General features: G+C 38.6%; 23 protein-coding genes and 2 pseudogenes. 5 read left to right on the top strand and 20 right to left on the bottom strand.

Annotated features, from left to right (window positions below):
- Window positions 1-52: 52 nt before the first annotated feature.
- The 6 genes from H4J54_RS02540 to H4J54_RS02515 form a co-directional block, all read right to left on the bottom strand.
- Complete coding sequence (locus H4J54_RS02540) at window positions 53-373, bottom strand: hypothetical protein (RefSeq protein WP_182189257.1); 321 nt, start codon at window positions 371-373, stop codon at window positions 53-55.
- Between the two features lie 106 nt (window positions 374-479).
- Window positions 480-3,617 carry an efflux RND transporter permease subunit gene (locus H4J54_RS02535; protein WP_182189256.1) on the bottom strand — a complete coding sequence of 1,046 codons (3,138 nt, stop codon included), beginning with the start codon at window positions 3,615-3,617 and terminating at the stop codon, window positions 480-482.
- A 2-nt stretch (window positions 3,618-3,619) separates the two neighbouring features.
- Complete coding sequence (locus H4J54_RS02530) at window positions 3,620-5,236, bottom strand: efflux RND transporter periplasmic adaptor subunit (RefSeq protein ID WP_182189255.1); 1,617 nt, start codon at window positions 5,234-5,236, stop codon at window positions 3,620-3,622.
- The gene (locus tag H4J54_RS02525) at window positions 5,236-6,693 is read right to left on the bottom strand and encodes a TolC family protein (protein ID WP_182189254.1); all 1,458 of its coding nucleotides are present in this window, start codon (window positions 6,691-6,693) and stop codon (window positions 5,236-5,238) included. Before H4J54_RS02525 ends, H4J54_RS02530 begins: the two co-directional genes overlap by 1 nt.
- On the bottom strand, window positions 6,693-7,235 hold the full coding sequence (locus H4J54_RS02520; RefSeq protein ID WP_182189253.1) for a DUF411 domain-containing protein: 543 nt from the start codon (window positions 7,233-7,235) through the stop codon (window positions 6,693-6,695). The genes H4J54_RS02525 and H4J54_RS02520 overlap by 1 nt, the downstream gene beginning before the upstream one ends.
- 150 nt (window positions 7,236-7,385) lie before the next feature.
- The gene (locus tag H4J54_RS02515) at window positions 7,386-7,721 is read right to left on the bottom strand and encodes a hypothetical protein (protein ID WP_259366949.1); all 336 of its coding nucleotides are present in this window, start codon (window positions 7,719-7,721) and stop codon (window positions 7,386-7,388) included.
- A 650-nt stretch (window positions 7,722-8,371) separates the two neighbouring features.
- Here H4J54_RS02515 and H4J54_RS02510 point away from each other — a divergent pair.
- The 3 genes from H4J54_RS02510 to H4J54_RS02500 all read left to right on the top strand — a co-directional run bounded on the left by H4J54_RS02510 (window position 8,372) and on the right by H4J54_RS02500 (window position 12,881).
- Entirely contained in the window at window positions 8,372-10,060 is a 1,689-nt protein-coding gene (locus H4J54_RS02510; RefSeq protein WP_182189252.1) for a phosphoethanolamine transferase, read from the top strand.
- Window positions 10,060-10,425 (top strand): diacylglycerol kinase, encoded by a 366-nt coding sequence (locus H4J54_RS02505; RefSeq protein ID WP_182189251.1) that lies wholly within the window; start codon window positions 10,060-10,062, stop codon window positions 10,423-10,425. Before H4J54_RS02510 ends, H4J54_RS02505 begins: the two co-directional genes overlap by 1 nt.
- A 485-nt stretch (window positions 10,426-10,910) precedes the next feature.
- A complete protein-coding gene (locus H4J54_RS02500; protein ID WP_182189250.1) occupies window positions 10,911-12,881 on the top strand; it encodes an LTA synthase family protein in 1,971 nt (656 codons plus the stop codon).
- Window positions 12,882-13,135: 254 nt separating this feature from the next.
- Here H4J54_RS02500 and H4J54_RS02495 read toward each other — a convergent pair whose 3' ends face one another.
- Window positions 13,136-14,407 (bottom strand): mechanosensitive ion channel family protein, encoded by a 1,272-nt coding sequence (locus H4J54_RS02495; protein ID WP_182189249.1) that lies wholly within the window; start codon window positions 14,405-14,407, stop codon window positions 13,136-13,138.
- Between the two features lie 1,128 nt (window positions 14,408-15,535).
- Between H4J54_RS02495 and H4J54_RS02490 the strand changes: the two genes are divergently transcribed.
- Complete coding sequence (locus H4J54_RS02490) at window positions 15,536-16,264, top strand: hypothetical protein (protein WP_182189248.1); 729 nt, start codon at window positions 15,536-15,538, stop codon at window positions 16,262-16,264.
- Between the two features lie 191 nt (window positions 16,265-16,455).
- On the opposite strand, the gene H4J54_RS02485 is transcribed toward H4J54_RS02490, so the two are convergent.
- The 8 genes and pseudogenes from H4J54_RS02485 to H4J54_RS02450 form a co-directional block, all read right to left on the bottom strand.
- A complete protein-coding gene (locus H4J54_RS02485) occupies window positions 16,456-16,692 on the bottom strand; it encodes a hypothetical protein (protein ID WP_182189247.1) in 237 nt (78 codons plus the stop codon).
- Window positions 16,666-16,913, bottom strand: a pseudogene (locus H4J54_RS02480) (DDE-type integrase/transposase/recombinase); the annotation flags it as partial. The pseudogene H4J54_RS02480 and the gene H4J54_RS02485, both read right to left, overlap by 27 nt.
- Window positions 16,835-17,134: a hypothetical protein gene (locus H4J54_RS02475; protein WP_182189246.1), complete on the bottom strand. Its 300-nt coding sequence runs from the start codon at window positions 17,132-17,134 to the stop codon at window positions 16,835-16,837. The pseudogene H4J54_RS02480 and the gene H4J54_RS02475, both read right to left, overlap by 79 nt.
- 33 nt (window positions 17,135-17,167) lie before the next feature.
- Window positions 17,168-17,482: a hypothetical protein gene (locus H4J54_RS02470; protein WP_182189245.1), complete on the bottom strand. Its 315-nt coding sequence runs from the start codon at window positions 17,480-17,482 to the stop codon at window positions 17,168-17,170.
- 27 nt (window positions 17,483-17,509) lie between these two features.
- Window positions 17,510-17,797 (bottom strand): hypothetical protein, encoded by a 288-nt coding sequence (locus H4J54_RS02465; RefSeq protein ID WP_182189244.1) that lies wholly within the window; start codon window positions 17,795-17,797, stop codon window positions 17,510-17,512.
- Window positions 17,798-17,943: 146 nt separating this feature from the next.
- On the bottom strand, window positions 17,944-18,138 hold the full coding sequence (locus H4J54_RS02460) for a hypothetical protein (RefSeq protein WP_182189243.1): 195 nt from the start codon (window positions 18,136-18,138) through the stop codon (window positions 17,944-17,946).
- 113 nt (window positions 18,139-18,251) lie between these two features.
- Window positions 18,252-18,548: a hypothetical protein gene (locus H4J54_RS02455; RefSeq protein WP_182189242.1), complete on the bottom strand. Its 297-nt coding sequence runs from the start codon at window positions 18,546-18,548 to the stop codon at window positions 18,252-18,254.
- 148 nt (window positions 18,549-18,696) lie between these two features.
- A complete protein-coding gene (locus H4J54_RS02450; protein ID WP_182189241.1) occupies window positions 18,697-19,197 on the bottom strand; it encodes a GNAT family N-acetyltransferase in 501 nt (166 codons plus the stop codon).
- Between the two features lie 211 nt (window positions 19,198-19,408).
- On the opposite strand from H4J54_RS02450, the gene H4J54_RS02445 reads away from it, so the two are divergent.
- Window positions 19,409-20,314 (top strand): IS30 family transposase, encoded by a 906-nt coding sequence (locus H4J54_RS02445; protein ID WP_182189240.1) that lies wholly within the window; start codon window positions 19,409-19,411, stop codon window positions 20,312-20,314.
- A gap of 360 nt (window positions 20,315-20,674) precedes the next feature.
- Here the strand turns inward: H4J54_RS02445 and rhlP are convergent, their stop codons facing one another.
- From rhlP to H4J54_RS02420, 5 genes and pseudogenes are all read right to left on the bottom strand, one after another.
- Complete coding sequence (gene rhlP, locus H4J54_RS02440) at window positions 20,675-21,517, bottom strand: rhombotarget lipoprotein (RefSeq protein WP_182189239.1); 843 nt, start codon at window positions 21,515-21,517, stop codon at window positions 20,675-20,677.
- A 123-nt stretch (window positions 21,518-21,640) separates the two neighbouring features.
- Window positions 21,641-21,949 carry a hypothetical protein gene (locus tag H4J54_RS02435; protein WP_182189238.1) on the bottom strand — a complete coding sequence of 103 codons (309 nt, stop codon included), beginning with the start codon at window positions 21,947-21,949 and terminating at the stop codon, window positions 21,641-21,643.
- A 420-nt stretch (window positions 21,950-22,369) separates the two neighbouring features.
- Window positions 22,370-22,525 (bottom strand): annotated as a pseudogene (locus tag H4J54_RS02430) (IS3 family transposase); the annotation flags it as partial.
- Between the two features lie 624 nt (window positions 22,526-23,149).
- On the bottom strand, window positions 23,150-25,417 hold the full coding sequence (locus H4J54_RS02425) for a TonB-dependent receptor (RefSeq protein WP_182189237.1): 2,268 nt from the start codon (window positions 25,415-25,417) through the stop codon (window positions 23,150-23,152).
- Between the two features lie 89 nt (window positions 25,418-25,506).
- Complete coding sequence (locus tag H4J54_RS02420; protein ID WP_182189236.1) at window positions 25,507-26,718, bottom strand: phosphopentomutase; 1,212 nt, start codon at window positions 26,716-26,718, stop codon at window positions 25,507-25,509.
- Window positions 26,719-26,787 lie beyond the last annotated feature (69 nt).

The following is a 26,787-nucleotide window of genomic DNA, read 5'->3' as shown; positions in this document are numbered from 1 at the left end:
AATAAAAATCACTTAGCAGCTGTCTTTGTACTAAGTGATTTTTGAAATTTAATTAGTGATTATTGTCGTCAGATTTTTTCTGCTTTTTTGCATCCATCGTTTTCATTTTACTGTGGTCCATTTTACTATTCATTTTACTATGGTCCATCTTGTCATTTGATTTTTCAGCTTGTTTCATGCACTTGTTCATCATGGCGATAGCGACCGGATCCTTCATATCCATTTTGCTATGATCCATTTTGCTGCAATCAGCTTTTTCAGCTTTTTTTGCATGCAAACTGGGATCATGTGCTGTAGCTGTCATTGATAAAGAAATGCTGGGTATTAATACCAAAGCGATTTTACTGATGGTGTTAATTAAGCCTGTTTTCATATTTTACTCCTGGGTTAGTTATTTAATATTTAACGTTTTCTAGATAAATTCATTCAGTGCCATAGGATTGCCATCAAGGTTCTGCATTATTTATCAATTTATATCTCTAGGCTTTCGACTCGGTAAGCTTTATTGATGATGAACGCCATAAATAAAACAAGGCCGGCAATACCAGCAAGGTTAATAACACGGCACTCATCATGCCGCCAACCATTGGGGCTGCGATGCGGCTCATCACTTCAGACCCTGTGCCTGTGCCATATAAAATCGGTAATAAACCGACAATAATCGCTGCTGCCGTCATCATCACAGGACGAACACGCATACCTGCTCCGTGCAGCACGGCTTGTAATACATCTTCTTTTGTCGTCACCATGTCTTTTGAGTGGTGTTCATCAAGCATGGTTTGATACGCTTGATTTAAATACACCAGCATAATAACGCCAATTTCTACCGCTACCCCTGCCAGTGCAATAAAACCAACGCCAACCGCCACTGAGAAATTAAAGCCTTCTAAATACATCAACCATATGCTGCCCACCATAGCTAAGGGTAAAGTGCCCATGATCATCGCCACCTCAATCACGTTACGAAAGTTAAGATAAAGTAAAATAACAATAATAAATAAGGTTAATGGCACCACATAAGCCAACTTCGCCTTGGCTCGCTGCATATATTCGTATTGCCCTGCCCAAGTTACTGAGTAGCCAGCAGGCAGTACTAATTTATCTGAGACGACTTTCTTGGCCGCTTCAACATAAGTGCCGACATCAACGCCTTCAATATCAACAAAAGCCCAACCGTTTAAGCGGGCATTTTCAGACTTAATGCCCGGAGGGCCATCTTCGATATAAATATTGGCCACATCACCTAATGCTATATGTTGACCCTTTGGCGTAACAATAGGTAGCAATGATAACTGTTCAGGGGAGTCACGATAGTCTTGTGGGTAACGCACATTGACCGGATAACGCTCTAAACGCTCAACGGTGTGAGTAACATTCATGCCACCGACAGCAGTGGCTACTACTTGTTGAATTTCAGCGATATTCAAACCATATCGTGCGGCTTTGGCGCGCTGAATATCAACTTTTATATATCGACCACCCGCAACACGTTCTGAATAAACCGATGTGGTACCAGGTACATCTTTTAATATCAGCTCTAATTGTTTGCCAATATCCTGAATCGTCAATAAATCAGGTCCCGCTATTTTTATACCAACAGGGGTCTTAATGCCTGTTGCTAGCATATCAATGCGGGTTTTAATCGGCATAACCCAAGCATTAGTTACCCCGGGTAGTTGAATTAGCGCATCAAGTTCTTTTTTCAAACTTTCAGTTGTTACCCCTTCACGCCATTGATCATGCGGCTTAAACTGAATAAAGCTCTCTATCATGGTTAATGGCGCGGGATCGGTTGCGGTTTCAGCACGACCTACTTTACCGAATACGGTTTTTACTTCGGGTACCGTTTTAATTAGCTTGTCGGTCTGTTGCAAAAGTTGTCGAGCCTGACCTATCGAAATACCTGGATAAGTGGTGGGCATGTACATCAAATCACCTTCATCAAGCGGTGGTATAAACTCACTACCGATTTTATCCAGTGGATAGATGCCAACCGCAAGCACAGCTAATGCAGCAACTAGGGTCATTTTTGGAAAACGTAAAACAGTTTTCAAGGCCGGCATATAGATAAAGGTCAGAAATTTATTCACTGGATTTTTATGCTCAGGTAGTACTTTACCTCGAATAAAATAACCCATTAATACCGGTACTAATGTTATCGCCAATGCCGCAGATGCTGCCATAGCATAAGTTTTGGTAAATGCTAGCGGGGCAAACATACGCCCTTCTTGTGCTTCTAGGGTAAACACTGGCACAAAACTCACGGTAATAATTAATAAACTAAAGAATAATGCTGGCCCTACTTCACTAGCTGATTCAGTCACTATTTGCCAGCGATTTTCTTTCGTTAGTGGGGTTTTTTCCATGTGCTTATGCATGTTTTCTATCATGACGATAGCGCCATCAATCATGGCGCCAATGGCAATAGCAATACCACCTAATGACATAATATTTGCGTTAAGTCCTTGCAAATGCATGATGATAAAAGCGGTTAAAATACCCACAGGTAAACTAATAATCGCCACTAAAGAAGAGCGCACATGGAATAAGAAAATAACGCAAACTAAAGCAACTATGCCAAACTCTTCCAATAACTTAGAGGCTAAATTATCGACTGCTCGTTCTATCAATGCAGACCGGTCATAAACCGGTACTATTTCTACGCCATCAGGTAAGCCTTTTTTAAGCTGTTCAAGCTTTGCTTTTACACGGTTAATCACTTGCTGAGCATTTTCACCAAAGCGCATCACGACAATACCGCCAACCACTTCACCTTCACCATTAAGTTCAGCAACACCTCGGCGCATTTGTGGGCCAGTGCCAATATCTGCAACATCTTTTAACAGTAACGGCGTACCATTTTGGTTGACCCCTAGCGGGATATTTTCAAGATCTTCAACACTTTTTATATAGCCTGTGGTTCTGACCATATACTCGGCTTCAGCCATTTCTACCACTGAAGCCCCTATCTCCTGATTACCTTGTTTAATCGCGGTTTGAATAAGTGACAGCGGTATACCAAAGGCGCGTAATTTATCAGGACTCACCTGAACTTGATATTGCTTAACCATACCGCCAAGCGCAGAAACTTCTGATACCCCAGGCACGGTTTGTAATTCAAACTTTAAAAACCAATCTTGTATACTTCGTAATTGACTTAAATCATGTTGGCCTGTTTTATCGGTAAGTGCATACAAGTATACCCAGCCAACGCCTGTTGCATCCGGACCCAATTGAGGCCGTGCATCGCTAGGTAGATCGGGAGCAACTTGACTTAAATACTCAAGTACCCGTGAACGTGCCCAATAAAGGTCGGTATCTTCATCGAAAATAACGTAAACATATGAATCACCAAAAAATGAGTAACCTCGCACGGTAACCGCACCCGGCACTGACAACATAGCGGTGGTCATGGGGTAGGTAACCTGATCTTCAACCACTTGTGGTGCTTGGCCAGGGTAACTTGTTTTTATGATGACTTGCACATCAGATAGATCAGGCAGTGCATCAATCGGGGTTTTACTAACAGAATATAATCCAACTGCCACCAGTAATAATGTTGCTAGCAAGACTAAAAATCGATTACCAATAGACCAGCGAATAATAGCAGTAATCATTATTATGCTCCTTTGTCGTTAGCAGCATTTTTCATTACAGCATCAGGTTTAGGCATTTTCATCGCACTGACAATAATAAAATTACCCTCGCGTATTTCAAAGGTGAACATGACATAGGCATTATTTGAAAATAAGTCCATATCCACATTATCATCCACAATAAAATCAACTCTGTCTGCTGCACGGCCCCATTCTACAATGGCTTCACGGTCAATAGTGACCATTCGGTGATCAAGCATTAGGTTAACCACTGTACCGTTAACGGTCGCTGAGGAAACTGTGTCAGCAGCGCTGTCATTTTTAATACTCATATCCATTTCGTTTGGTTTGTCTTGGGCAGAATCTTCTTGGTCAGAACTTTCTTGGTAAGAGCCTGCTTGGTCAGATTCATGATGCATGCGTTTAAAATCAGATGATTTGCTTGATTCTGAATCTAATAAAAATTGCGCTGAGCTAACCACTTTTTCACCGGCATCCAGTCCGCTAAGTATTTCAACATTGTTGCGGTCATATCGACCTACTGTGACGGCAATCGATTTAAAGCTACCTTCACCCAAAGCTAGCACCACTCGGTCTTGCATACCCGTTCTAATCAGAGCTTCTTGCGGAATTAACAAGGCTTGTTCATCACTGGTAGAATGAATAACAACCTGTGCAAACATATTAGGCTTAAGCTCAGCTTCTTCATTACTAAAACTTGAGCGTATTTTCACTGTGCGTGTTTTAGCATCGAGCGTTGGATAGATATAATCTACTTGCCCTTGCCATGTTCTACCCGGTAAATAATCTAATGTCATAGTGACTGGTGTACCGGTTTTAACTTGGTTTGCTTGTCGTTCAAAGACTTCTGCTTCAAGCCACACTTGTGACAGATCAGCAATTGACAACAAAGTAGTACCCGGCTTAACAAAGAAACCTTCACGTATATTTAGCGTTTTAACCACACCATTTTGTGGCGCGTAAAAAGTTATTTTTTGCTGAACTTGCTTGGTTTTTTTCAGTTTTATAATCGCCGACTGAGGTAACTGCAATGCCATCAATCTATTTTCAGCCGCTGTGATTAAGCGGCTATTTTTCCGCTCTAATGCCAATAACAACTCCTCTTGAGCATTAACTAACTCAGGGGAGTAAATATCGTAAAGGGCTTGATGCTTCTTAACAGGATCACCTACCGCCTTAACATAGAGCTTTTCTATCCAGCCTTGAACACGCGGATGAATATCAACAATTTTGCTTTCATCAAAAGTAATATACCCCATGGTGTTTATTTCGCTGTGCAATGAGCTAAAGTTCGCTATAGCGGTTCTTACGCCTAAGTTATTCACCACATCAGAAGAAATACGAATGGTGCCAGCACCGGCATCAGGTCCTTTGCCATCATCGTCATAAACTGGCACTAAATCCATGCCCATGGGTGATTTACCTGGCTTATCTTTCATATAATTTGCATCCATCGGAGCCACCCAATAAAGCGGTTTTTTCTCAGCCGTTTTAGCGCTAATGGCTTGCTCATTTTTCGCAGGAGTTATAAAACTATAAACACCAAGCGTGAGTATTGAACCGATAACCATGCCAATAATGATGGTTTTACTGTTATTGTTGACGATATTTTTGCTCATTATTTTTGTCCCGAATTAACAACAGTTTGATTGTTATTGGTTAAATTGGTTTTGTTATGGGTGTTTGCTGTATTGAGACTGCCGATAAAAAGGTAATTAAGCTCTAAGCCTATTTTCTGTTCTTCTACGTTCAGTGTTAGCAGGTCTATTTCAGTATTTAGCACAGCAATGCGGGAGCGAACAACTTCAGAAAAGTCACCATCGTCGTTGGTATAGGCAGATAAAGAGGCTGCTGCTTGATCATGTATTTGAGGTAGTAACTTAGATTTATAAAGCATTTGTCGCTCTTGTAAACGTAATAATCTGCCCTTGGCACTTGAGTAAGCAGCCAATAATTGTCTGAGTAATAAAATTTTGTCAGTCTTCACCGCTTCTGTTGCAGAGACCGCTGATTGCACTGCTTTATCTTGTCGATTATGAGTAAAAATTGGCAGATCGAACGTCACACCAACAGAGAATAAATCAGCTCGGCTACTGCCTATAGCATCGTCTGCGCGATATCCATAGCTTGCGTTTACGCCCCATTCAGGTTGGTATTTTTGCTGCGCTAACTTAATGCCTGTTTTAGTCGCCTGGATGTTTTTTTCTAACGCCATAACCGCAGGATGATTTGAAAAATATCGGATTAGCGCACTTGGTTCAAGCCAGGTTTCTTTGGCGACTAACGCACGGTTAATTAAATCTATCTCAGGCAGTTCTTGACTCAGCACTAACTGATGTAAAGAAAAGTCAGAGGCTAATAATACCGGTTCACCGACACTATCTTCGCTAGAAAATTGACTCAACCATTGAGTCAGCATACCGACAAAGCCGTTTTTCTGTTGTGCCAACTGGGCTAACCTATCTTCTAAGCGTGTTAGCTCTAATTGTGCTCGCACAATATCTTGTTGACGCGTTTTACCTAACGCCGACGAATAGCTTGCTGTTGCGACATCCGCTAACTGTTCGAACAACGACCTATTCTTTTCTATTAACGCTATGGTTTGTTGCACTCGATAGGTGTCCAACCATAAACTTCCTACCGTAACCGCTACTTTTGATGCTCGGTCTTTTCTTTGATAGGGAAACGCTTCACTTTGCGTTTTTAGTTGCTGGCTTTTAATCGCTAACGTATCTCCACGAGGAAACATTTGAGCAATACCCACCTTAGCCTGTGTCATGCCTTCTTGAGCAAAATCAAAACCGTTGGTTGGCAGGTTAGCGAAACCAATTGACACCTTGGGATCGGGTAATGTATTTGCCGCCGTACTCATTAATTCAAGGGCCTGTTGTTTGTGCTTATTGCCCGTTAACCAAGGGTCACTTTCTTGAGCCATTGTAATGGCTTTTTTAAAAGACAAAGCCTTACTATCAGCCAGCACGGGTAACTGGGCAGCACTAACAGTAAAAACAGAAAAAGCTAAAATCCCTGTACCAAACTTGAGACCAAGCTTACTGTACTGGTTGAGTTTATTCATTAGAATTGTTCCTTATACGATTGAACATGAGCATAAACTTCACTCGTACCATCTGACTTCAAAAGTAAAATTCGATACGGCTGAAACTTGTCATCAACTTCCATGCCTGGCGAACCTACAGGCATAGCAGGAACCGACAAGCCGATAACATCAACGGCCTGTGTCGCTTGCATAAATTGTTGGATGAATTTGGCTGGTACATGCCCTTCAAAGACATAACCATTTCTTGAAATAGCGGTATGACAAGAGCGATATCTGGGCGCTATGCCTTTTTCATTTTTAATAACTGAAAAATCATCATTACTGTAAACTTTTGATTCAAAGCCATTATCATTAATGTGACTAAGCCATTTTTTACAACAACCGCAGTTTGGACTTTTATAAACATCTAAGGCAATAGATGGCAACTTAAGCTTTTGAGTTTTAGCCGCAACACTTGTATCAGTTTTAATAGCAAGAGCGGCTTTATCTGAACAGCTCGCCAGCGTACAGACTACCACCAAGGTAGTGATAAGGTTTAACGTAAATTTATTTGAAAACATAACCGCCCCAATAGGGATATTAATTAATATTTTAAATTAATTAGGTTATTTTTGATGAGGTTAGAAATGCTTATACCAACACGAAATCAAAAAGCCTAATACAGATATTGATTATAAATGCGCCAAATCTTGGACACATTTATGCTGTATTTAGCTTAATATTGGCGGACGATATAATGATCTAGCTGGTTGGCTTAACGCCAAAGTAGAATAGGAAAGTATTTTAGATGCTACGTCGGCGATCGGCGTATTGCCCGATACGCCCTTCATGAGAGCAGCAACACTTGAGCAGCCCCCCATAAAGCAGTTGCATACTTGAGCACAACAATCTTCGGTTGATTCTGTTGTATTATCAACCGCATCACCGGACATATTATGGTTACTGTGACCTGTCATCGGCTTAGTTTGTGACTGTGCTGCTACTTTTACTTGCCCACTCATGCCTGCCATAGCCATCATTTGATAAGGCATAATAGTAGACGCCATTGCCTGACCCACAAAGGTCAAACATACCAGCAATACCATTAATGTTTTAGAGCAGTGTAAAGTCACAAGTAACTAGCCAAAGATTATACTAAATGAATGTTGGCATAACTTCTGTTTATATTCAATGCAATAAATAGTTTTTACCTAGATGAAAATCGAATATTTTCCTTATGCCCCCTATCCTTTCATCATATTTTCTATCAACAAGTTCCAGCTATCAAGTGGCCGTTATTAAAAAATTAGAGTAAACAGCACAATAATTTAAGTGAAAATCAGCCAATCTTAAGTTTCTTCTGGTATCTTTTACTTAATAATATTTCTGTGTTGCGGGTTACCCTTAAAAGTTTTAATGATAGAAGATTCAACGTCTCTAAGAAAATGTTTATAGCAATGAGTTCGCTTTAACAACTATTATGACCAAACTTATTAACAATGCCTTGTATTATAGCCCCGCCTCAAGCTCGGTAACCGTCACTGTTGAACCTCATTCAGACAATAATCAGCTCATGATAACAAGCAATAATCTTGCACAATTTACACTTAACTTTTTATACAATATTGAGTTTAATCTAAGCTAATGTTCAGGTTACCCTAAGGTTACCTTAAGTTTACTGCTATAAGATAGCGACACTTGTTAATAGGTGTCTCACATGAATAAAATTATCGCGTACTTTAAAAACTTAACACTAACAACCAACCAGTTGCTGTTCTTCACTTGCTGTTATATTGCACTGATATTAAACTTACCTTTTTTAGTAAAAACAGCGGACGTAATTACCGCGTTAGATAACTATAACCTGCTGTTTTTAATGTCACTACCCATATTTTTACTCTCTTTAAGTATTATAATTCAAGGGGTTTTTTCATTTCGATGGCTAACCAAACCGCTACTTATTACGACAGTGATGATTTCATCTTTGATATTTTATGGCACCATTACTTACGGTATCGTCTTTGATTACGGTATGGTGCAAAATACTGTTGAAACCGATTCAGCCGAAGCCTTATCTTACGTTAACCTTTACGCCATCTTATTTTTCTTGATTTTTGGTGTTATCCCCTCACTGATCATCTACACGATTAAATTAACTTATAAGCCTTTCTTTACAGAATTGTTAAGCCGAGTAAAAATGATTACCCTTAGCTTTGGCGCAGCATTTTTAATTGCCAGTGTATTTTACTCAAATTATGCTTCGGTTGGCCGAAATAATAAAGAACTGCTGGGTTATGTTACACCCTATAAACTACTAGATGCGTCATATAAATTTGTTAGAAATCAGTACTTTTATCCACCTTTACAATTTAAGATCTTAGACACTGCGCCTTCAATCGTTCGTGATAATACTCGCCGGCATGTCACGGTAATGGTGTTAGGAGAGACAGCGCGTGCGCAAAGCTTTTCACTGAATGGTTATGCTAAACCTACCAATAAATATACAGAAAAACAAGGGGTTATATCTTTTTCACAGATGAGCTCATGTGGAACAGCTACCGCAGTTTCGGTACCCTGTATGTTCTCAAGATTAAACAAAAATAATTATGATAAGCGTATCGCAACCACTCAACAAAATGCCATAGACCTGATACATTTAGCCGGTACTGACGTTTTGTGGATCAGTAATAATAATGGTAGTTGTAAAGGTGTGTGTACCCGAGTAAAAACTGAACAAATTGAACCTGATAAATCTAACCCCTTATGTGATGGTGAGTATTGCTATGATGAGGCGCTATTAGCCCCATTAAAAAATAAACTAAAGACATTAAGCCATGAAAACACCCTCATTGTATTACATATGATCGGCTCTCATGGGCCAACCTATTTCAAAAGGTATCCAAAAGAAAAAAGGGTCTTCACACCCGACTGTCAACGCAGTGACATTCAAAACTGTAGCCATGAGCAACTGATTAATACTTATGACAACACTATTGCTTATACTGATCTAGTGCTCTCAAAGATTATTAATGAATTAAGTGGCTTAGATAAAAAAGATGACATTGAAACATCTTTACTTTATATTTCAGATCATGGTGAATCACTGGGTGAAAATGGGGTATATTTACATGGTTTACCTTATGCGTTTGCACCTGAAGAACAAACCCACGTGCCCATGATCTACTGGACGGATAAAATACAAAATGACTTTAATCGCCAATGTTTAAATGCTTTGGCAAAATCGCCGATAAGTCATGATAACGTTTTCGATACCTTATTGAGTATCATGTCGATTAAAACTACAGCTTATCGCATTGAAAGTGATCCCTTCATTGATTGTAAATCACAACAGGCGATAGCCCGCACCACAGTATCAACCTCATTAGAAATGGAGCTAGCAGACTAGTGTTTGACAATAAAAATAAGCCTAAGGGCATCCAAAGAATAATATTAGCCTCATTGAACTCATTTAGAGCGTTCAAATGGTTGTATCAAAATGAATCTGCATTTAGGCAAGAACTGTTACTGCTGTTTATTGCCATACCGGTATCTTTTGCATTTGATATAAGCGCCAAAGAGCAAGTTACCTTAATACTCGCGGTACTCTTCATACTATTTACCGAGATCATCAATACCGCAATTGAAGCGGTAGTAGACCGTGTGGGCTTAGAGATTCACCCCTTATCGGGTCTTGCAAAAGATTTAGGCTCAGCGGCGGTATTTATTAGTCTTATTGTCGCCAGCAGTATTTGGCTAGTAGTATTGCTTTAAAAGCTAATACTTTACTAAAAGGCTTGCAGTGGCAGCCTTTTAGTAAAGTCATTATTTGGCTGTGACGAGCAACCTATTATTTAATTATTGCTTTAGCCGACCAATAAACCTAAGCACTATCTAGGCACTATACCAAGGAAATAACGTTCATAATGACCTTATCTGAGTAAAGCAGTTAAGCGCTATTATTTAAATTTAATAGCGCTTTAATCATATTTAAAGACTCTCTTCACATCCATTAAACCACGTCACTGTCGCTTAAATAATATAATTTTGAAAATATGCTCCGCCCTCCTTTTCCAAAATTCTATGCAAATTATGTATTGCAAAGTAATTACAAAACAAGTAGTTTAGCCCTAGTCAACCTGTTTTTCGTTAATAAATGTAATAATTGTAACTAGCATAGCTCGCTTTCAGTTTAAATTAAGCCTCTCTTAAGTTTCATTTTTTAAAGTAGCAGCGTCCTCTATTAGCGGTATTGAAACATGTTTAAAACTACACTCAATTTATTACGACCCTTTGTCTTATTTTTCTTACTATTAATATTGACACTTTTCATTTCTAGACTGGGCTTAGGTCTATGGCAAATTCAGCGATTCGATACTTTTAATAGCTTTCTAACCTTATTTTTAAATGGTTTTAGAATCGACTTAAGCGCATTAGGCTATTTATTAATTTTACCTGCCATAATGCATCCCTGGTTTATGATCTCCGGTTATCAAAAAGTATGGCTGAAGGTATTAAAGGTACTATTTTTCTTCATTTTTATCAGCGTACTATTTTTTGAATTAGCCACGCCGGCATTTATTGATGAATATGGTTTCAGACCGAATAGACTGTTCATTGAATATTTAGCTTATCCTAATGAAGTCATGAAAATGTTATTCAACGGTCACTTATTTACCTTAATTATGGTTCTCACCTTAATACTCATTCCAGGTAAATTGTTTTGGCACCTGTTAGCTAAACTGATCAATACAAACCAACCTCGACGTTTGGTATCGTTTAAGTCAGCGACTCTTTCATTTGTTACTTTATTTGTCGTACTTGTGATGTGTGCCAGAGGCACTGTTGGACATCGGCCAATAAATCCGTCGTTAGTTTATTATTCTACCGATCCTTTAATAAATTCGTTAACACTAAATTCTATCTATAGTGTTGCTCATGCCTACAAACAGTTAGGTAATGAAAAAAATGCCTCAAAGCTTTATGGTAAAATGGCCACTGAAAAAGTCATTGCCATTGTGCAACAGGAAACAGGTTTAGCACCACAAGCATTTACCGATCTCATTCAACCCTCTTTGGCTTCTCGTGCACCTAGCTATCAAGGTAAAGCTAAAAACTTGGTTATTATCTTAGAAGAAAGTTTAGGTGCTCAGTTTGTCTCGTCATTGGGCGGGCTTCCTCTTAGTCCTGAAATTAATAAATTAAATAATGAAGGCTGGGCCTTTAAAAATTTATATGCCACAGGTACACGCTCTGTTAGAGGCATTGAAGCCGTAATTACGGGTTTTACACCCACGCCTGCCAGAGCGGTAGTCAAACTTGATAAATCACAGCATGGCTTTTTCACTATTGCGAGTTTACTTGCCAAACATAATTACACCACACAATTTATTTATGGCGGCGAAAGTCATTTCGACAACATGAAGAGCTTTTTCTTGGGCAACGGTTTTAGCGATATTGTTGATTTTAACGATATTCAAAACCCTGAGTTTGTTGGCTCGTGGGGAGCCAGTGATGAAGATTTATTCAAGCAAGCCCATATTGAATTAACCAAGTTAAACAATAGCGAAACTCCTTTTTTTAGTTTTATTTTTTCGTCTAGTAATCATGACCCTTTTGAAATTCCAGCAGGCGTTATAACCCCTATTGAGTATACAGAAGAGCAACTAAGCCAATATGATGAGAAAGAGTTATTACGTCACAAAGCTATCCAATATGCAGACTATGCCTTAGGTAAATTTATCACTAAAGCAAAGCAACAGCCTTATTGGCAAGATACTATATTTTTGGTGGTTGCCGATCATGATGCCAGAGCATTTGGCAGTGATCTTGTGCCCATCAAAAACTTTCATATTCCGGGTGTTATTCTCAATTCATCAAAGCAGCCGTTTTCTGACGAGAGAGTTGTCAGTCAAATTGATTTAGCGCCAACACTTTTATCGTTAATGGGCGTGACCAATCATTCACCTATGCTGGGCCATGATTTAAACAAACCACAAAGTTCAGGACGAGCTATGATGCAATATGCTGAAAACTTTGCTTATATGGAAGACGATGAAGTAACGATACTACAACCACAAAAAGATCCGATGAATTTCAGTTATGATTTTGATGAAAAAAAATTAACACCAACAAAGCTTAATCAATCATTGTCTGAAGTCGCTTTAGCACATGCTTTATGGGGCAGTTTAGCTTATGAACATGAATGGTATGCCAGTGAATATGATTAATAGCTTGTCATATCTGCTATCAGTAAAAATTCAGCTACTACTGCTTATCCGTTGCCAACCTAGAAAAATGTTCTATAAGCGAGTAGCTAGTTTTAAATGTTTATACTGTAAACCTTAATAATTTACGTTAATGCTTTGAACCTTGATGTTTTAAAGATAGCGGCTTTAAGAGTACGACAGACGCTAAGCCCAATATTTAAGGCTTAGCGTAAAACCTGTGAGTTTAACAGCTCTACAGTTAACCAATCATCAAGCTAGTGTTTCGCCAATGACCTAATATCATTCCCGGTCGGTGACTCATGTACTCTCAGTGAAAAAGCGGGTAACACAGCAATAACATGATCGAAAATATCTGACTGAATATCCTCGTAAGCATTCCAGTTTGTTGTGTTGGTAAAAGCATAAATTTCAATCGGCAAACCATGACTTGTTGGCTCTAGCTGCCTAACAATCAAGGTCATTCCTTGATGAATATCAGGATGGTTTTGCAAAAATGACACCAGATACTTTCTAAAAGTACCAACATTGGTTAGTCGTCGGCCATTTTGCATTACTGTCATATCAGTTTTTTTATCGGTATTTTCTTTTTCAATTTCTGGCACCGTATGCGTTATATACTCGCTGAGTAAATGCGCCTTTTTCAATTCAGCTAGTTGCTCTTTATCTAAGAAACAGACACTGCTCATTTCTAGATGAATACTTCGTTTTATTCTTCTACCACCCGCTTCAGACATGCCGCGCCAGTTTTTAAATGAGTCTGAGATAAGTGCATAGGTAGGAATAGTGGTAATCGTTTTGTCCCAATTTCTTACTTTAACTGTTGTTAAAGCAATGTCGATCACATCGCCGTCTGCACCATACTTTGGCATTTCAAGCCAATCTCCCACTGCCAACATATTATTAGCCGAGAGCTGTATACCGGCAACTAAGCCCAAGATAGGATCTTTAAATACTAACAACATTACGGCAGACAGTGCGCCCAAGCCACTCAGTAAAATAAGGGGTGATTTGTCCATCAGCAACGACACCGCTAAAATACAAGTTAACATACTGGCAACAAGCTTAACGGTTTGCAAAAGGCCTCTTAACGGAAAGTGTGCCTGGCTTGTGCGTCTATCTGAAAGCGATTGCAAAATGTCTAAAAAGGTAAATAACGACAATAAAGAAAATAAGATAATCCACTGGTCGGTAACGACTTCAGCAAGATGTAATAAGCTGCTCCCTGTCGCGAGTAAAAGCTTGGCTTGAACCACCACAATGGCGCCTTGCAGCGTCAACGAAAGTCGCTTCGCTAGGCGCTGAAATAAATCTAGAGTTAAATTTTTCGCCTGCGGCAAGTCGGTGGTTTCAAACTTGCCCTTGATAAAATGCTTAGCTGAGACCTTAATAATATAATGTAAGACTAAGGTAAACGTGATTATCCATACAATAACTAAAATGTCGTACCACACAAAGACATTACCCGGCATATGGTGCTCAAGCCAGCCTACCAAAAACTCTCGCACATGTGTTCTTGTTTCGATCATTATCATAATCCCTTTTGATTGGCTTATAGTTCGATTTAACCAAAGCATAAATAATACCAATGTCATTAATTAGGTGGTCTACTTTATACGCAGGAAAAATGGCCAAATATAAGGCATTTATTTTAATCACTAGTGGTTCTAATTATTAAATAAATAACACAGTAGTGGGTTATTTTAACCAGTAAAAATGATCAGATAATTAGTGAGATTGGTATAACTAAACCTACACCCATTAAATACAAAACAGAAAGAAATATAAAGCCAAATTTACTCTGCCACTTCATATTCCTTTCAGGCTCTAACACAGAGAAGCTTGAATTACTTTTATCAAAGTAAACGGTCACATTTTTGTTAGTAGAATAACGCTTGATAATAAGATCTACATTTTATTTTTATCGCTCCCTTGAAACCAAAACCTATTCTATTTGATGCGTAAGATTTGCCATCGACTTGCTATTGATAATTGATATTAAATCTAAATCTTGGCTTAGACCCATAACTAATATCAGATGTTTTAATCTGTCCATTTGTTTGAACAAACTCTATCGTATTTAAAAAGAAGCTCCCTGGGATTTTAATTAGTGAGAAGGAAAGTTGGCATTACGCCTAATACCGCATTTATTTTTGTGTAAGCACAGTGCATAAATTAGGCGCAAAGAAACAATGAGGGATGTCTTGCCTTTTGCCTTTAACCAGCGGGTTTATGGAGAGTAAAGACAAGCCTGCCCCGGATGCAAGAAGAGTTTTTAGTGAAGCAAAACGCAAGCCCTGCCGCCCTATTTCATTCTTAGTGGCAAGCCATGCCTGGGTATAGACCTTGGCTTTGTCATAAATCAAAGACCTGACCCCGCCGTTTCTTTTGGCTGCTGGACACGCCAAGATATTGTGTCTATTCTCATTAATTATCTGTCGATTAATTAACCGCATAAAATTTGTCTGATGCGTTAGCACTACTGGGGACAGGCCTTGCCTTAACTGGCGGCCTTATGGAGAGCAAAAACAAGCGCCCCCTTATGAACCGGATACAAATGTTTTTTTTGGTGAAACAAAACGCAAAATCTCTCCCTATTTTTGTTTTATGAAAAATAAACCGGTTTATTGTTCAACTCATTTAGAGGTAATTTAAAAATGGAAAATTCAAATAAACTTAGCGACTGGATACCACTAATCACTAAATTGGTTTGGCCACTCATCATTATTGTTTCTCTGATGGTGTTTCAACAACAGGCAGCTCAAATTTACAACATTGTTTTAAATAGTATGAAATCCGGTAGAAGTGTGGAAATTGGCGGATTCTTAAAGCTCGGTGAAGCAGCGACTAATACGCAAATCAGCGACCTGGCATTTGAAGATATCTCGATAAAAGGTATCGGGGGAGCAGCCGGAGTAGTCAGGAAATCTTCTGGTAGTCACCTACTCACTTTACAACAGGAAATCAGGAGTAATCCCTTAAAAACTATCAACACCCTGTTACTACCTGATAACATTAACTATTCGGTAGATTTACTGAAACAATATGTAGGCACTCTGGGTTTAAAGTTTGTTGTATTCCAGCAAGGAGGGCAATTCGACGGCTGGATTTCAGCGAGTACCTTTGTCGCTCAGTTACCAGCGCAAAGCACAACTCTGGATTACGATCAGCTAAAAGACAGAGTAGTTGGTGTCAATCAGCAAACCGTCAGCCCAGAACTATCAGCAAAAGCAGTGTTGGAAAAAATGCAGGAGTTACACATTGATTCCATTCCAGTAGTTGATGCTAAGCAGCGCTGGTTATTCTTTGCTAATCGAGGTGAAATCCTCGCGCGTCTAATGACCACTATGATTCTGCAGGAAAAAAATCAGCAAGCTTTGGATTAGAGCTATGTAGAAGAACAATGGGATCAGGGCTTGCCTTTAACCTGTAGCCTTATGGAGAGAAAAAGACAAGCCCGCCCCTGATGATCCGAGTGCAAGTGAGTGTTTAGTGAAGTAAAACGCAAGACCTGACCCCCCTATTTTGATTATGGTATTAATGCTTTGTGATTTTTATATATTATCAATGGGATACCTCAGGCTATGACCCCATTGATAATATTCACACCTTCAACATTCCAGACAAAGCTGCCCATCAACAGGTTGCCACCAATATAAATTTTACTGACTTCCCAGGTATCCAGATCTATTCTGAAGAACACACCATCATAACTGGCTGTACTGTAAAAGTATTTCATATCCAGACTAACATCAGAGGTATGAGCCTGAGATTTATAGTCCGGCGATGCATCAAAAACAAGCTGTGCTTTCATTCTGACCCCATGCTCCAACCCACGATTTTTCGTGAATATAAGTCAATCACGACACATAAATATAGCCAACCTTCTGATGTCCAAACGTAGGCGGTATCACCTACCCACGCTTTATCAGGTACTTCAACAGCAAAGTTTTGCTTTAGCTCATTTTGATAAATGGGTTTGTTATGGTCGCTGTTCGTTGTTGCCTTGTATTTCTTTTTATAACGAACCCAAACCCATCAATAATTGATTCCCATAATCGAGGACCAAATGTAGAGTACTTAGCTGATTCTTCTTGTTTTTCAATTTCAGCTTTAGCTGCTGGGTCATTAATTTTCTTAGAAATAGCTAGCTCAATTTCTTTAGCGCTTTCAGGGTATGGCTCTGAATCAATATTATTTTGAACATCTAAAAGTTCATCTAGTGTGTAGTTATTGAAGTTAGGGCTAGAATCCATGTGCTTAACTCTCCTTGAGTAGATAACGCCTTGTTATACTTTTTTACACTGACTTTCTTCATGGTTACCACTTAACTGCAACCTTATATCTTTGACTTCCGGTTTACTACGTGCAATTGCAACATACGCATAAGCGAGAGTATCTGGACCTGCACAATAATCAACGTCTAACGTTACCAGTGAAAATTTAAGTAGTTTTAATTTACTTTCTAACTCTTCGTGGGTTAATTCTTTCCCTAAGTTACCTATGGAGTAACTGGCTTCTTTAACGAATATTGTAATGAGTTCATCAGCTAGAACTTTGCCAGTTGAAGTCAAAAAAATCAATATTACGAGAATGTAACGCATGAATCCTCCTTAACGTATAACGCCTTGTTAGTTTTTGTTACTACATTTTATTTGTTTTTCCCCAAAGTGATAAACATTATTTACCGCTACGTATACACTTGAAACAACGGCTGATGTCGGCATAGTTATAATAGATAAAAACTCATCATTCCATTCATAAAAGCTAGTGTCGCCCTTCATTAGGTTAACAACTTTCAGAGTCTTTTTATCTGTCGACAAACCACACTGATATTTTTGAGAATGATCCACTTCAGGAACAACAACACATCCTGTGAAGATCAGTGTACAGCTGATAATTATTACTTTATTTAACATCAAATTATCCTTTTCGATAGATGGAGATAATACAAGTGCTATGAAAACCAACGCCCCATTAAGAGGCAAATGATAGTTGGCTAAAATAAGCGACGAAGGAGAAAAACCAACTGTTTTTTGTCCTTATTGATTTACTTATGTGTAACTCACTCTAGGGGTTTGTTTTTATAACCTGCAACTTTACTTTTTAAATTATGAAACAAAGCAGCAAAGGCAAAGTTACCTAGTAGTAAAATAAGACAAAGAACTTTAATGCCTACAGATTCATGTTCAAGAAACATATTAAGCATTGCAGAAGAAAAAATAAAACCGGCTAAATAATAGTTTTGTATACGACTCACAGTAATTCCTTTTATACCTACGCCCTGTTAACAGGCAAAAAGTTGTTGGCTAAAATTAGCGACGAAGGAGCAAAAGCCAACTGTTTTTTTGTCCTTATTTAACAGCTTATAGTTTATTTTGCCAACCGTTGCTCTGTTAGGTTTAAACGTTTATGTGAGCTGTACACTTGCAACCTTTCATTGTTTGTAATTAAAAATGCATCCATTTCTACAGATATTAAAGCTGACATAGGAAAAACGTCTAAAATACCAAAGTCAGCAAGTTTAGCTGAAAGAAGTGCGGTTTTGCCATTAGCAATAAAAGCTGAATCTTTATCACGAAGATCGCCATCTACGTATAGCTTTGCGCCACCAAGCCATGAGTTAACAATCTTAACTTTATGGCCTTTAACCTCGAACTCTTTTCTCATTTTTAAACTCTAACTTTGAAAAAACAACGCCCATTTAAGGAGCAGATAATAGTTTGCTAAAATGTGTAGCGAAGCGAAAACAGGTAAACTGTTCGCCGTTGATCTTCCACCGATAAAACGGGGGAAGATCAAGTCCCGCTTGAAATTCTTATGTGCTGTTGACTAACACAGATGTATTTCTTGAACCAGAAGTTCGTTTCTGTGGGTCATAAAAGGTATCAACAATTTGAAAGGATGCTTTTCGCATCATGCCTGCGGATGCTAAATTTTCTTCGTGGCGTTCAATATATATTTTTTCACATTGTCCTTTGTGAGCCAACTCAATTGCCTTTTGTAATAACGTGCTTCCAATCCCTTTACCACTATAATTCATGTTAACTACCACATCATTAATGTATGCCATTGTTGATAAATCGGAGTATTGACTAAGTTTTGAAGGACATGCCTCTTTAAAAATTAAAATCGCGAACCCAATAATTTCATTATCTTCAGCTAAAACAGCAAGCGCCTTTCCATCGCGTATTAGCTGAAACTGTTGATTAATGCTTTCATTCGTAATGTAGTTCCACTCGTTTGGCCCATCTCGGAGTAAAATCTTTCTCATTTGTTCAAAATCAGCTACATTTAGCAGCCTTGAATGTACTTTCATGTTCCACCTCTATCTGGCACATAAGGCCAGGTTAAGCGGCAAATAATAGCTGGCTAAAATGTGTGAGGCACGAACAACAGCCAGCCGTTATTTTCCGTTTGATTGCCTTGTTATATGCGCCGAATTCATATACTAAGTGCAACACCACTAAAAATCAAAAGTGCTATCTGTGATACTAAGGTTCTTTACTCACGCCAAGAAGTGAGAAACCATGACTAAGTCCACACAGATAACATTAACTGATAGATATACAATTTACTACAAGAGAAAGCAAGGGAAGAGTCATTCTGAGATAGCAGATATCATCGGGAGGCATCGCTATAAGATTGCTCGTAAACTTGAACGCAAAAAGTGCCCATCACATGGATACTATCTTGTTGAAAAATATGATGCTTATGCTCGAACACGACGCTCTCGTTCACGAAAAAAACTATATTATATTGACACTTACTTTCTACTCGTGCGTAAGCTGATGAAAAAATGCATGAGCCATGAAACTATTTATCAATATATTCGGCGCGATAAAGCGCAAAGTGGCGATTTATGGACTCACCTTCGACAATCACCAAAACAACGTCGAAAATGCTACAAGGCCTATGATAGTCGAGGTCGCCTAGCAGACAAACGAAATATCAGTGAACGTCCAGCAAGTGTAGAAACGCGAGAGGATAAGGGGCACTGGGAAATTGATACTGTCCATGAACGAGGAAGTTTTCATTGCATAGTGACATTATTAGAGCGAAAAACAGGCTATGTGATGATTGGAAAACTGCCCAATAAAAACGCCTTATCACTGAATAAAAAGACAATAACCTTGATTAAGAGAAAGCCATTAGAATTTAAAACCATCACCTCAGACAATGGTACTGAATTTCATCAATACAAAAATATTGAGAAGCGCTGCCAAACTACGTTCTACTTTGCCAACCCTTACCATTATTGGGAAAGAGGAAGTAATGAAGATGTAAATGGTCTTATTCGACAGTATCTTCCTAAGATAAAAAGCATGGAAACGGTCACACAGAAACAATGCGACCAAATTGCTAAGAAATTAAACCAGCGACCAAGAAAACGTCACAACTATAAAACACCAGAGGGGATAAACCATGAAATATAATGGCTATTGTTGCACTTCAAACTTGATACTAAGTTTCGTTTAATTGAGCCAAGCAATTGAAACGATGATTAGAACATAAAACAATATACCTATTACGTAAGGCACAAGGTAGCCATTGTTAGATTTACTGTTTAACTTTTTATATTCACTATAACTATGCAATTGATATTTAGATAAACCGAAAGAAACTACACGTAATACACATACTCCAGTTATATACAGAAAAAAATCAAAAGCCAAAGCTACAAATAGATTTGGTATGAACTCAAGAAATATACTCACTCGACTCTCCTATCGACAAAAATACCAACGCCTCACTAAGAGGCAAATAATAGTTGGTTAAAATAAGCGACGAATGAGCTAAAACCAAGTATTTTTTGTCCTTGTTAATTTGCTTGTTAGCACTACGAGCACTAAAACTAACAAATATAAACTCATTGAACCGCCACCACTATAACCTTTGCGATGTTCAACCTTGGCAATTTTCTCTTCCTTTACTCTTGTTTTAAAGCGAGCAAGTTCAGCATCCAAGTTAACCGTCATATCAGTAACAGCTAACCCGAAACCTTCTAATGATTTTTCAGAAAGAGTGTCATCAATTCCTACAGCAGTAGTTCTTTTTTCAATCTTGTTTATGCCGGGAGCTCTAAAAAGCATCTTTTTGCTTTTTATATCAAATACAGCCGTATCAACAAATGTTTGAATGGAGTTTTCATTTCCAGGAATGATATACATTCCGACAATTGTCCAATAGAGAAAAGCGGCATTATTTTCTAGTGATTGAGTTACTTGATCATAGGAAACCAAAGCCATAACATCTACATCATAAAGTCTTCCTACTTGCTCTAAAGTCGAAAAACCTTCACCGCCATTTAAGTATGTACTTGGTATGATTTCGATACGATCAATATAGTCATATTTGAGGAAAGATTTTTTCACTTTTTCTAGAAGTTCAACTTGATCTTTACTATGAATTCCATCACGTTGCCAATTTTTAGATGGCACAAAAGCTAAACCTACTTTGACTGGTAATTTTAAAACTGGTGTTTCTGGTTTATGCTCAGAACGGCTTGTTTCATCTGGATATAGAAAGTCCATCAAACTACTCGATTGCGTTTTCTTTCCAGTATTTTGGCTTAGTATCGAGCTACATGAAGCTAAAAAAGCTATCCCTAGTATTACGATTAATATTCTAGATTTCATCGACATTCCTTTTGGTAGTGCTAACGCCCAAATAACAGGCTAAAAATTGATGGCCAAAACCAGCGAGACACAGCAATGGCCAGCTGTTTTGAGTCCTAGTTTATTTTCTTATAGTTCGTGTTTTTAAAACGAACTTACAACAATTAATACAAAAGCCAATATAAAATATTTATAGCTTTCTTTAGAAAAAGCAAAGTTTGGCTTTAACCAATGCTTTAGTGGTGCAGCTAATAAAGGTGGAGATAAAAGTAGACCACGTAATAAGGATAAAACACCAATGGCACCAGCAATAGCACCAAAATCCATTACATTAGTTTGATAAAACTGAACTGCTTGCATGATAATAACAAGAGCCATAAAACCTTTAATTAGGTTTGAGCTGCGTTTGATTTTAATAGCTTGATCTTCCATTGAACTCCAATCCTCTGTCATACATATACGCCTCAATAAAAGGCTAAATTTTTCTTGCTAATAAAGCGAAGGACGAGCAATAGCAAACTGTTTTTAGTCCTGCTTTATTGGCTTATATGCTGCCTAATGGAAAACACTGAGATGACCAAAAACATCAAAGTTTGTTGTGTGGAATGAGTAGAATTAAAAACTTATCGCCACTTTACTGCTAACCGTGAATTTGAACCGTTTATACAAAAACTGATTAAGCGAAAACAGAAGCAGAATTTATAAAACCTAGAGGGAGTTGAGCGATGTGCACTAAATCCATTTAGGCGAAAACTGTGTAACCAGAAATACAAAATATCCTATGCTGCTAAAGTTACCACAAAAACGAATAGAAACAAGCAGAAGCCAACTGTTTATTGTGATCTTCCCCCGATAAAATGGACACATTTTTTATCACGCCGCTATAGCTTTATATTCCATCGGTGAACAATAGTTTATACCTGAATGCATCCTCAACACATTGTAGTATTTGTTGATGTAACTGCCAAGCGTTCCCTGTAATTCCTTATCGCTTTTAAAGATATTACCGCGAATAACTTCTGTTTTCAGCATTTAGAAAACAACTACGACAAGCCATACTTAAAAGTGATATTACAAAACATGTAAAGGCTCATACTTTTAGGCACTCGGATTTAACCACTACAGAAATATAGACCCATGTAGTAGCAACAGCAATGATTGCTCTGGAGCCCGTTAGGATGAGGAACAATCAGGAATGATAGGCTATGCCTTCTGCAAGTTCAAACTTGCCGTTACTTACTGAAAAGCTTATGTCTCTTTTGAGGCAAAAGTAATCAACAGAAGTCAATATCATTGGGTGATTGGTAACATAGCGTTACGGATGATGAGTTGGTTTTGCATTCACTCTATTTGAAAAACCGCCCATAAATAAGCATACCGATAATATTCTCAAGCACGACGAGGTTAACCAACATTTTTCAACACGTTATTATGAAGTGCTATTTAGAGTAATTAATTTACTTAATTTACTTAATTAATTTACTTAATTTACTTAATTAAAGGCTCTACTCAATTTTATATCTTACTGAATAAATTGGAATTCGAAAAAATCGAACTTACTGTAAATTCTGTCCATAAAAAAGCCAGTAATCAAAATGATCACTGGCTTTTTTCATGCTGATTTTTTAAACTATTTTAAAGCTACCTTGCTTATTAATAGAAGTTCGCCTTAAATTCTACACCCCAAAAACGAGGTTCATTGACAAAACCTGTTAAGTTGTTGAAATCGATAGCACCAGTAAGTTTTTCTTCATCTGTAATATTACGACCAAAAACGGCTACTTCGTATTCTGCACCATCTGCATACCATTCGTAACCAACACGAACACCACCTTCTAATAATGCATCACCGGTAAACTCTGTTGACTCGTATAAGAAGAAGTTAACTTCGCTACGGTAAGACCAATCAGTGTAAACATAAAGTTGACCTTCACCCATTTCTTTCGTCCAACGGGCCGCTAAGTTTGAAATCCACTCAGGTGATTGTGGTAATGAGTTACCATCAATCAAGGCTAAACCGTCACTATTTAATGGTGAGGTAACCGTACAACCACCGCCACAACCAGGCACGGCAACATTGCTATCTTGCAATTCTGTGTGGTTATAACTTAGGCTCGCGGTTAACGCTAGGTTGGGGGTAATAAAGTATTCTGAGTCAAGTTCAAAACCATAACCCACTGATTTATCTGCATTGAGTAAACTTGCTACGTTACCCGTACCACCAACAGCAGTTAACTGCTGGTCGCTAACAACGTAGTAATATACTGAGCCATCAACGCGAGCGGTGTTTTCTAAAAATACTGATTTGAAACCTGTTTCTACAGAATCTACTGTTTCAGAATTTGCTGTGGTTGAATTTGCCGAGAATAATAAACTACGACCTTGAATGCTTGGCGCACGGTAACCGCGAGCTAAACGTGCATAGACGTTAGTTTCATCATTTAGTGCGTAAGTAGCACTTAAGTCACCACTGACTTGTGAGTCTTGCACATTATTACTTTCAGAAAAACTTGGCGCACCAAATGGTGACTGAACTAGTTGACCATCCCAGTCACGTTTATCATCTGAATAGCGTAAACCACCGTTGATGTTTAACTTATCAGAAACTTCATAATCAAGTGACGCAAAAACTGCCCACGCTGACGTTTTCATTTGTTGTGTCGCAATACCATCTTGTACACCGCCGCCTAAGGTATTAAAACTTAAATTATTAATCGTTAAGTCTTCATCAAATAAGAAATAACCGAATTGATAATCTAACTTACCTAAATCGTTACTCGCGATACGTATTTCTTGGGTCAGTTGCTTATGATCTGGCATTTTAGCGCCAGTTTCAGAAGGGAAAGGAATAAAACCAGGTCCCATATAATTATCTAAGAATGCAGCACCGTAACCACCATCAATATCGCCTACTGAAAACATTTCAGCTGACTCATAACCGGTTACAGATGTTAAGGTATGACTACCCATATTGTATTCAATTTTTAAGCTAGCGCCTTTCATATCAACCGTTTGGTTGTTACGAACAGCAGCATCTTGAAATACAGTTTCGCGGTCAAAATCATCAATTAAGTCATTAGTGCCAGGTTTAATGATATTGGCTCTGAAAACGCGTGAATCGGCTTGGGCATCACGGTAATGATAGTTAAACAACGCAGAGAGGTCGTCATTGGGTTCCCACAATAGTTGCAAACGACCTGCAGTTTCAGCGTAACCGCCTAATTGATCTTTTTGCTCAAAGCCAGGTGCTTTGTTGTCAATCCAATCATCACGGTCTTGTTGAAGTAATGCGATGCGTGCTGACAAAGTATCTGTTAAGCCACCACCAACAGCAACACGAAAATCAGTACTACCAAAACTACCATATGAGCCAGAAATATTGGCATCAAAGTCTTGCGTTGGTTTTTTCGATTCTACTTTCACAATACCTGCTGGGGTATTACGACCAAATAATGTCCCTTGAGGACCACGTAAAACTTCTACGCGTTCAATGTCGAACATTGGCATACCTTTAGTTAAGGCATTTTCTAACACAACGTCATCATAAATCAATGAAACCGGTTGTGATGCTAGCAAATCAAAATCTGTATTACCTAAACCACGAATGTAAAAACGTGGGAACGTACGTCCAAAAGAAGACTCGATTAATAAGCTCGGCACTTTTGCAGACAGTGCTCTAACATCCATACCTGAAGAACCTAATACCTCAAGTTTTTTAGCGGTAAGTGCTGATACTGAAATCGGCACATCTTTTATGTTTTCAGTACGCTTACGCGCAGTAACTTGAATAACTTCAACGCCGACAGCATCAATTTCATTAGCATTTTCTTGCGCTAGAGCAGCGCTAGATGCGCCTGCACCACACGCAAAAATAGCCGCATTGACGCAAAGCGCGAGCGACGTTTTATTAAAAACATTCATTAAGTACTCTCCCAAGAACTGTTTATGTTTTGTGTAAAGGTTTTATTAACCTGACATTCTATATTGAGTGTCAGGTTTTTAGTGTTGTTTCATAGCTCAAGATCAGACAAAAAGCTTGTACCATAGGGCATTTTATCTAATTTAAATAATTCTGCGATGGTTTGACCAATATCTGCAAAGGTACTACGTTCGCCAATATTAACAGATCGTATCTGTTTGTGGAATGCAATAACAGGTACATATTCCCGCGTATGGTCATTACCATGCCAAGTTGGGTCACAACCATGATCTGCGGTTAAAAAAAGTACATCATCTTCATTCATAGCCGCAACCACTTCGGGTAAACGCTGATCAAAATTCTCTAATGCCAAAGCGTAGCCTATCGGATCACGGCGATGGCCGTAGTCTTGGTCAAAATTGACTAAATTAGTAAATATCAGGCTATTGTCTTGTGCCGTATTGATATGTGAAATTGTCGCATCTAATAAAGCGTCAATTCCCGTGGCTTTAGTTTTTTCACTAATACCTTGGTGTGCATAAATATCGGCAATTTTACCCACACTGATGACATAGCCACCCGCTTGGGTAAAGGTGTCTAATACCGTGGGTGCTGGCGGTAAAATAGAATAGTCGCGTCGATTACCCGTACGGGTAAAGTCTTCAGGGCTGCCGCCAATAAAAGGTCTGGCGATAACACGGCCAACATTTCTGTCAGCAAGTAACTCGCGCACTGTTTCACAATATTTATAGAGGTTGTCCAAGCCAAAGTGTTCTTCATGAGCCGCCACCTGAAACACACTGTCAGCAGAGGTATAGCAAATAGGTAAGCCAGTGTTAATATGCGCTTGCCCAAGTTGGTTAATAATATCGGTACCTGATGCATGGCAATCGCCTAAAATACCCTTATAGCCAGTGGCTTGATTGATTTTTTCAATCAAATCAACGGGGAAGGCGTTACCATTTTTTGGAAAGTAGTCCCAATCAAATAATACTGGCACTCCCATCATTTCCCAATGGCCACTTGGCGTGTCTTTACCTGTACTAATCTCAGCCGCATAACCATACGCCCCCTGTACAGGCTCTTGCTTTGCCACAGGAAAACTAGCTTTGCCCGCTTCAAAAGCGGCTTGAACCAAGCCCATTTTTGCTAAATTAGGTAATTTAATTTCACGTTTTTCGTGCTGATGAAAATGTCGTGCTAAGTTAGCAAAAGTATTGGCACTGATATCGCCAAAGTCTGCCGCATCGGGTGCATGCCCAATACCAAAACCGTCGATTACTAAAACTATTGCTCTTGCCATTTTAATTTCCTGTTATTAGATCGTTGCATTTTAACAAATTCTTCAAATTTATCCTCGTTTATAGCGATA

Source organism: Colwellia sp. MB3u-8 (genome assembly GCF_014076985.1).
Lineage (GTDB): Bacteria > Pseudomonadota > Gammaproteobacteria > Enterobacterales > Alteromonadaceae > Cognaticolwellia.
The sequence above is the reverse complement of the archived record's forward strand: the minus strand, read 5'-3'. Positions and strand labels throughout refer to the sequence as shown.

Excerpts from the sequence above, each read along its gene's own strand:
- H4J54_RS02540 (WP_182189257.1), bottom strand. The coding sequence starts at position 373 with ATGAAAACAGGCTTAATTAACACCATCAGTAAAATCGCTTTGGTATTA.
- H4J54_RS02535 (WP_182189256.1), bottom strand. The coding sequence starts at position 3,617 with ATGATTACTGCTATTATTCGCTGGTCTATTGGTAATCGATTTTTAGTC.
- H4J54_RS02530 (WP_182189255.1), bottom strand. The coding sequence starts at position 5,236 with ATGAGCAAAAATATCGTCAACAATAACAGTAAAACCATCATTATTGGC.
- H4J54_RS02525 (WP_182189254.1), bottom strand. The coding sequence starts at position 6,693 with ATGAATAAACTCAACCAGTACAGTAAGCTTGGTCTCAAGTTTGGTACA.
- H4J54_RS02520 (WP_182189253.1), bottom strand. The coding sequence starts at position 7,235 with ATGTTTTCAAATAAATTTACGTTAAACCTTATCACTACCTTGGTGGTA.
- H4J54_RS02515 (WP_259366949.1), bottom strand. The coding sequence starts at position 7,721 with ATGGCGTCTACTATTATGCCTTATCAAATGATGGCTATGGCAGGCATG.
- H4J54_RS02510 (WP_182189252.1), top strand. The coding sequence starts at position 8,372 with ATGAATAAAATTATCGCGTACTTTAAAAACTTAACACTAACAACCAAC.
- H4J54_RS02500 (WP_182189250.1), top strand. The coding sequence starts at position 10,911 with ATGTTTAAAACTACACTCAATTTATTACGACCCTTTGTCTTATTTTTC.
- H4J54_RS02495 (WP_182189249.1), bottom strand. The coding sequence starts at position 14,407 with ATGATCGAAACAAGAACACATGTGCGAGAGTTTTTGGTAGGCTGGCTT.
- H4J54_RS02490 (WP_182189248.1), top strand. The coding sequence starts at position 15,536 with ATGGAAAATTCAAATAAACTTAGCGACTGGATACCACTAATCACTAAA.
- H4J54_RS02485 (WP_182189247.1), bottom strand. The coding sequence starts at position 16,692 with ATGAAAGCACAGCTTGTTTTTGATGCATCGCCGGACTATAAATCTCAG.
- H4J54_RS02475 (WP_182189246.1), bottom strand. The coding sequence starts at position 17,134 with ATGGATTCTAGCCCTAACTTCAATAACTACACACTAGATGAACTTTTA.
- H4J54_RS02470 (WP_182189245.1), bottom strand. The coding sequence starts at position 17,482 with ATGCGTTACATTCTCGTAATATTGATTTTTTTGACTTCAACTGGCAAA.
- H4J54_RS02465 (WP_182189244.1), bottom strand. The coding sequence starts at position 17,797 with ATGTTAAATAAAGTAATAATTATCAGCTGTACACTGATCTTCACAGGA.
- H4J54_RS02455 (WP_182189242.1), bottom strand. The coding sequence starts at position 18,548 with ATGAGAAAAGAGTTCGAGGTTAAAGGCCATAAAGTTAAGATTGTTAAC.
- H4J54_RS02450 (WP_182189241.1), bottom strand. The coding sequence starts at position 19,197 with ATGAAAGTACATTCAAGGCTGCTAAATGTAGCTGATTTTGAACAAATG.
- H4J54_RS02445 (WP_182189240.1), top strand. The coding sequence starts at position 19,409 with ATGACTAAGTCCACACAGATAACATTAACTGATAGATATACAATTTAC.
- rhlP (WP_182189239.1), bottom strand. The coding sequence starts at position 21,517 with ATGAAATCTAGAATATTAATCGTAATACTAGGGATAGCTTTTTTAGCT.
- H4J54_RS02435 (WP_182189238.1), bottom strand. The coding sequence starts at position 21,949 with ATGACAGAGGATTGGAGTTCAATGGAAGATCAAGCTATTAAAATCAAA.
- H4J54_RS02425 (WP_182189237.1), bottom strand. The coding sequence starts at position 25,417 with ATGAATGTTTTTAATAAAACGTCGCTCGCGCTTTGCGTCAATGCGGCT.
- H4J54_RS02420 (WP_182189236.1), bottom strand. The coding sequence starts at position 26,718 with ATGGCAAGAGCAATAGTTTTAGTAATCGACGGTTTTGGTATTGGGCAT.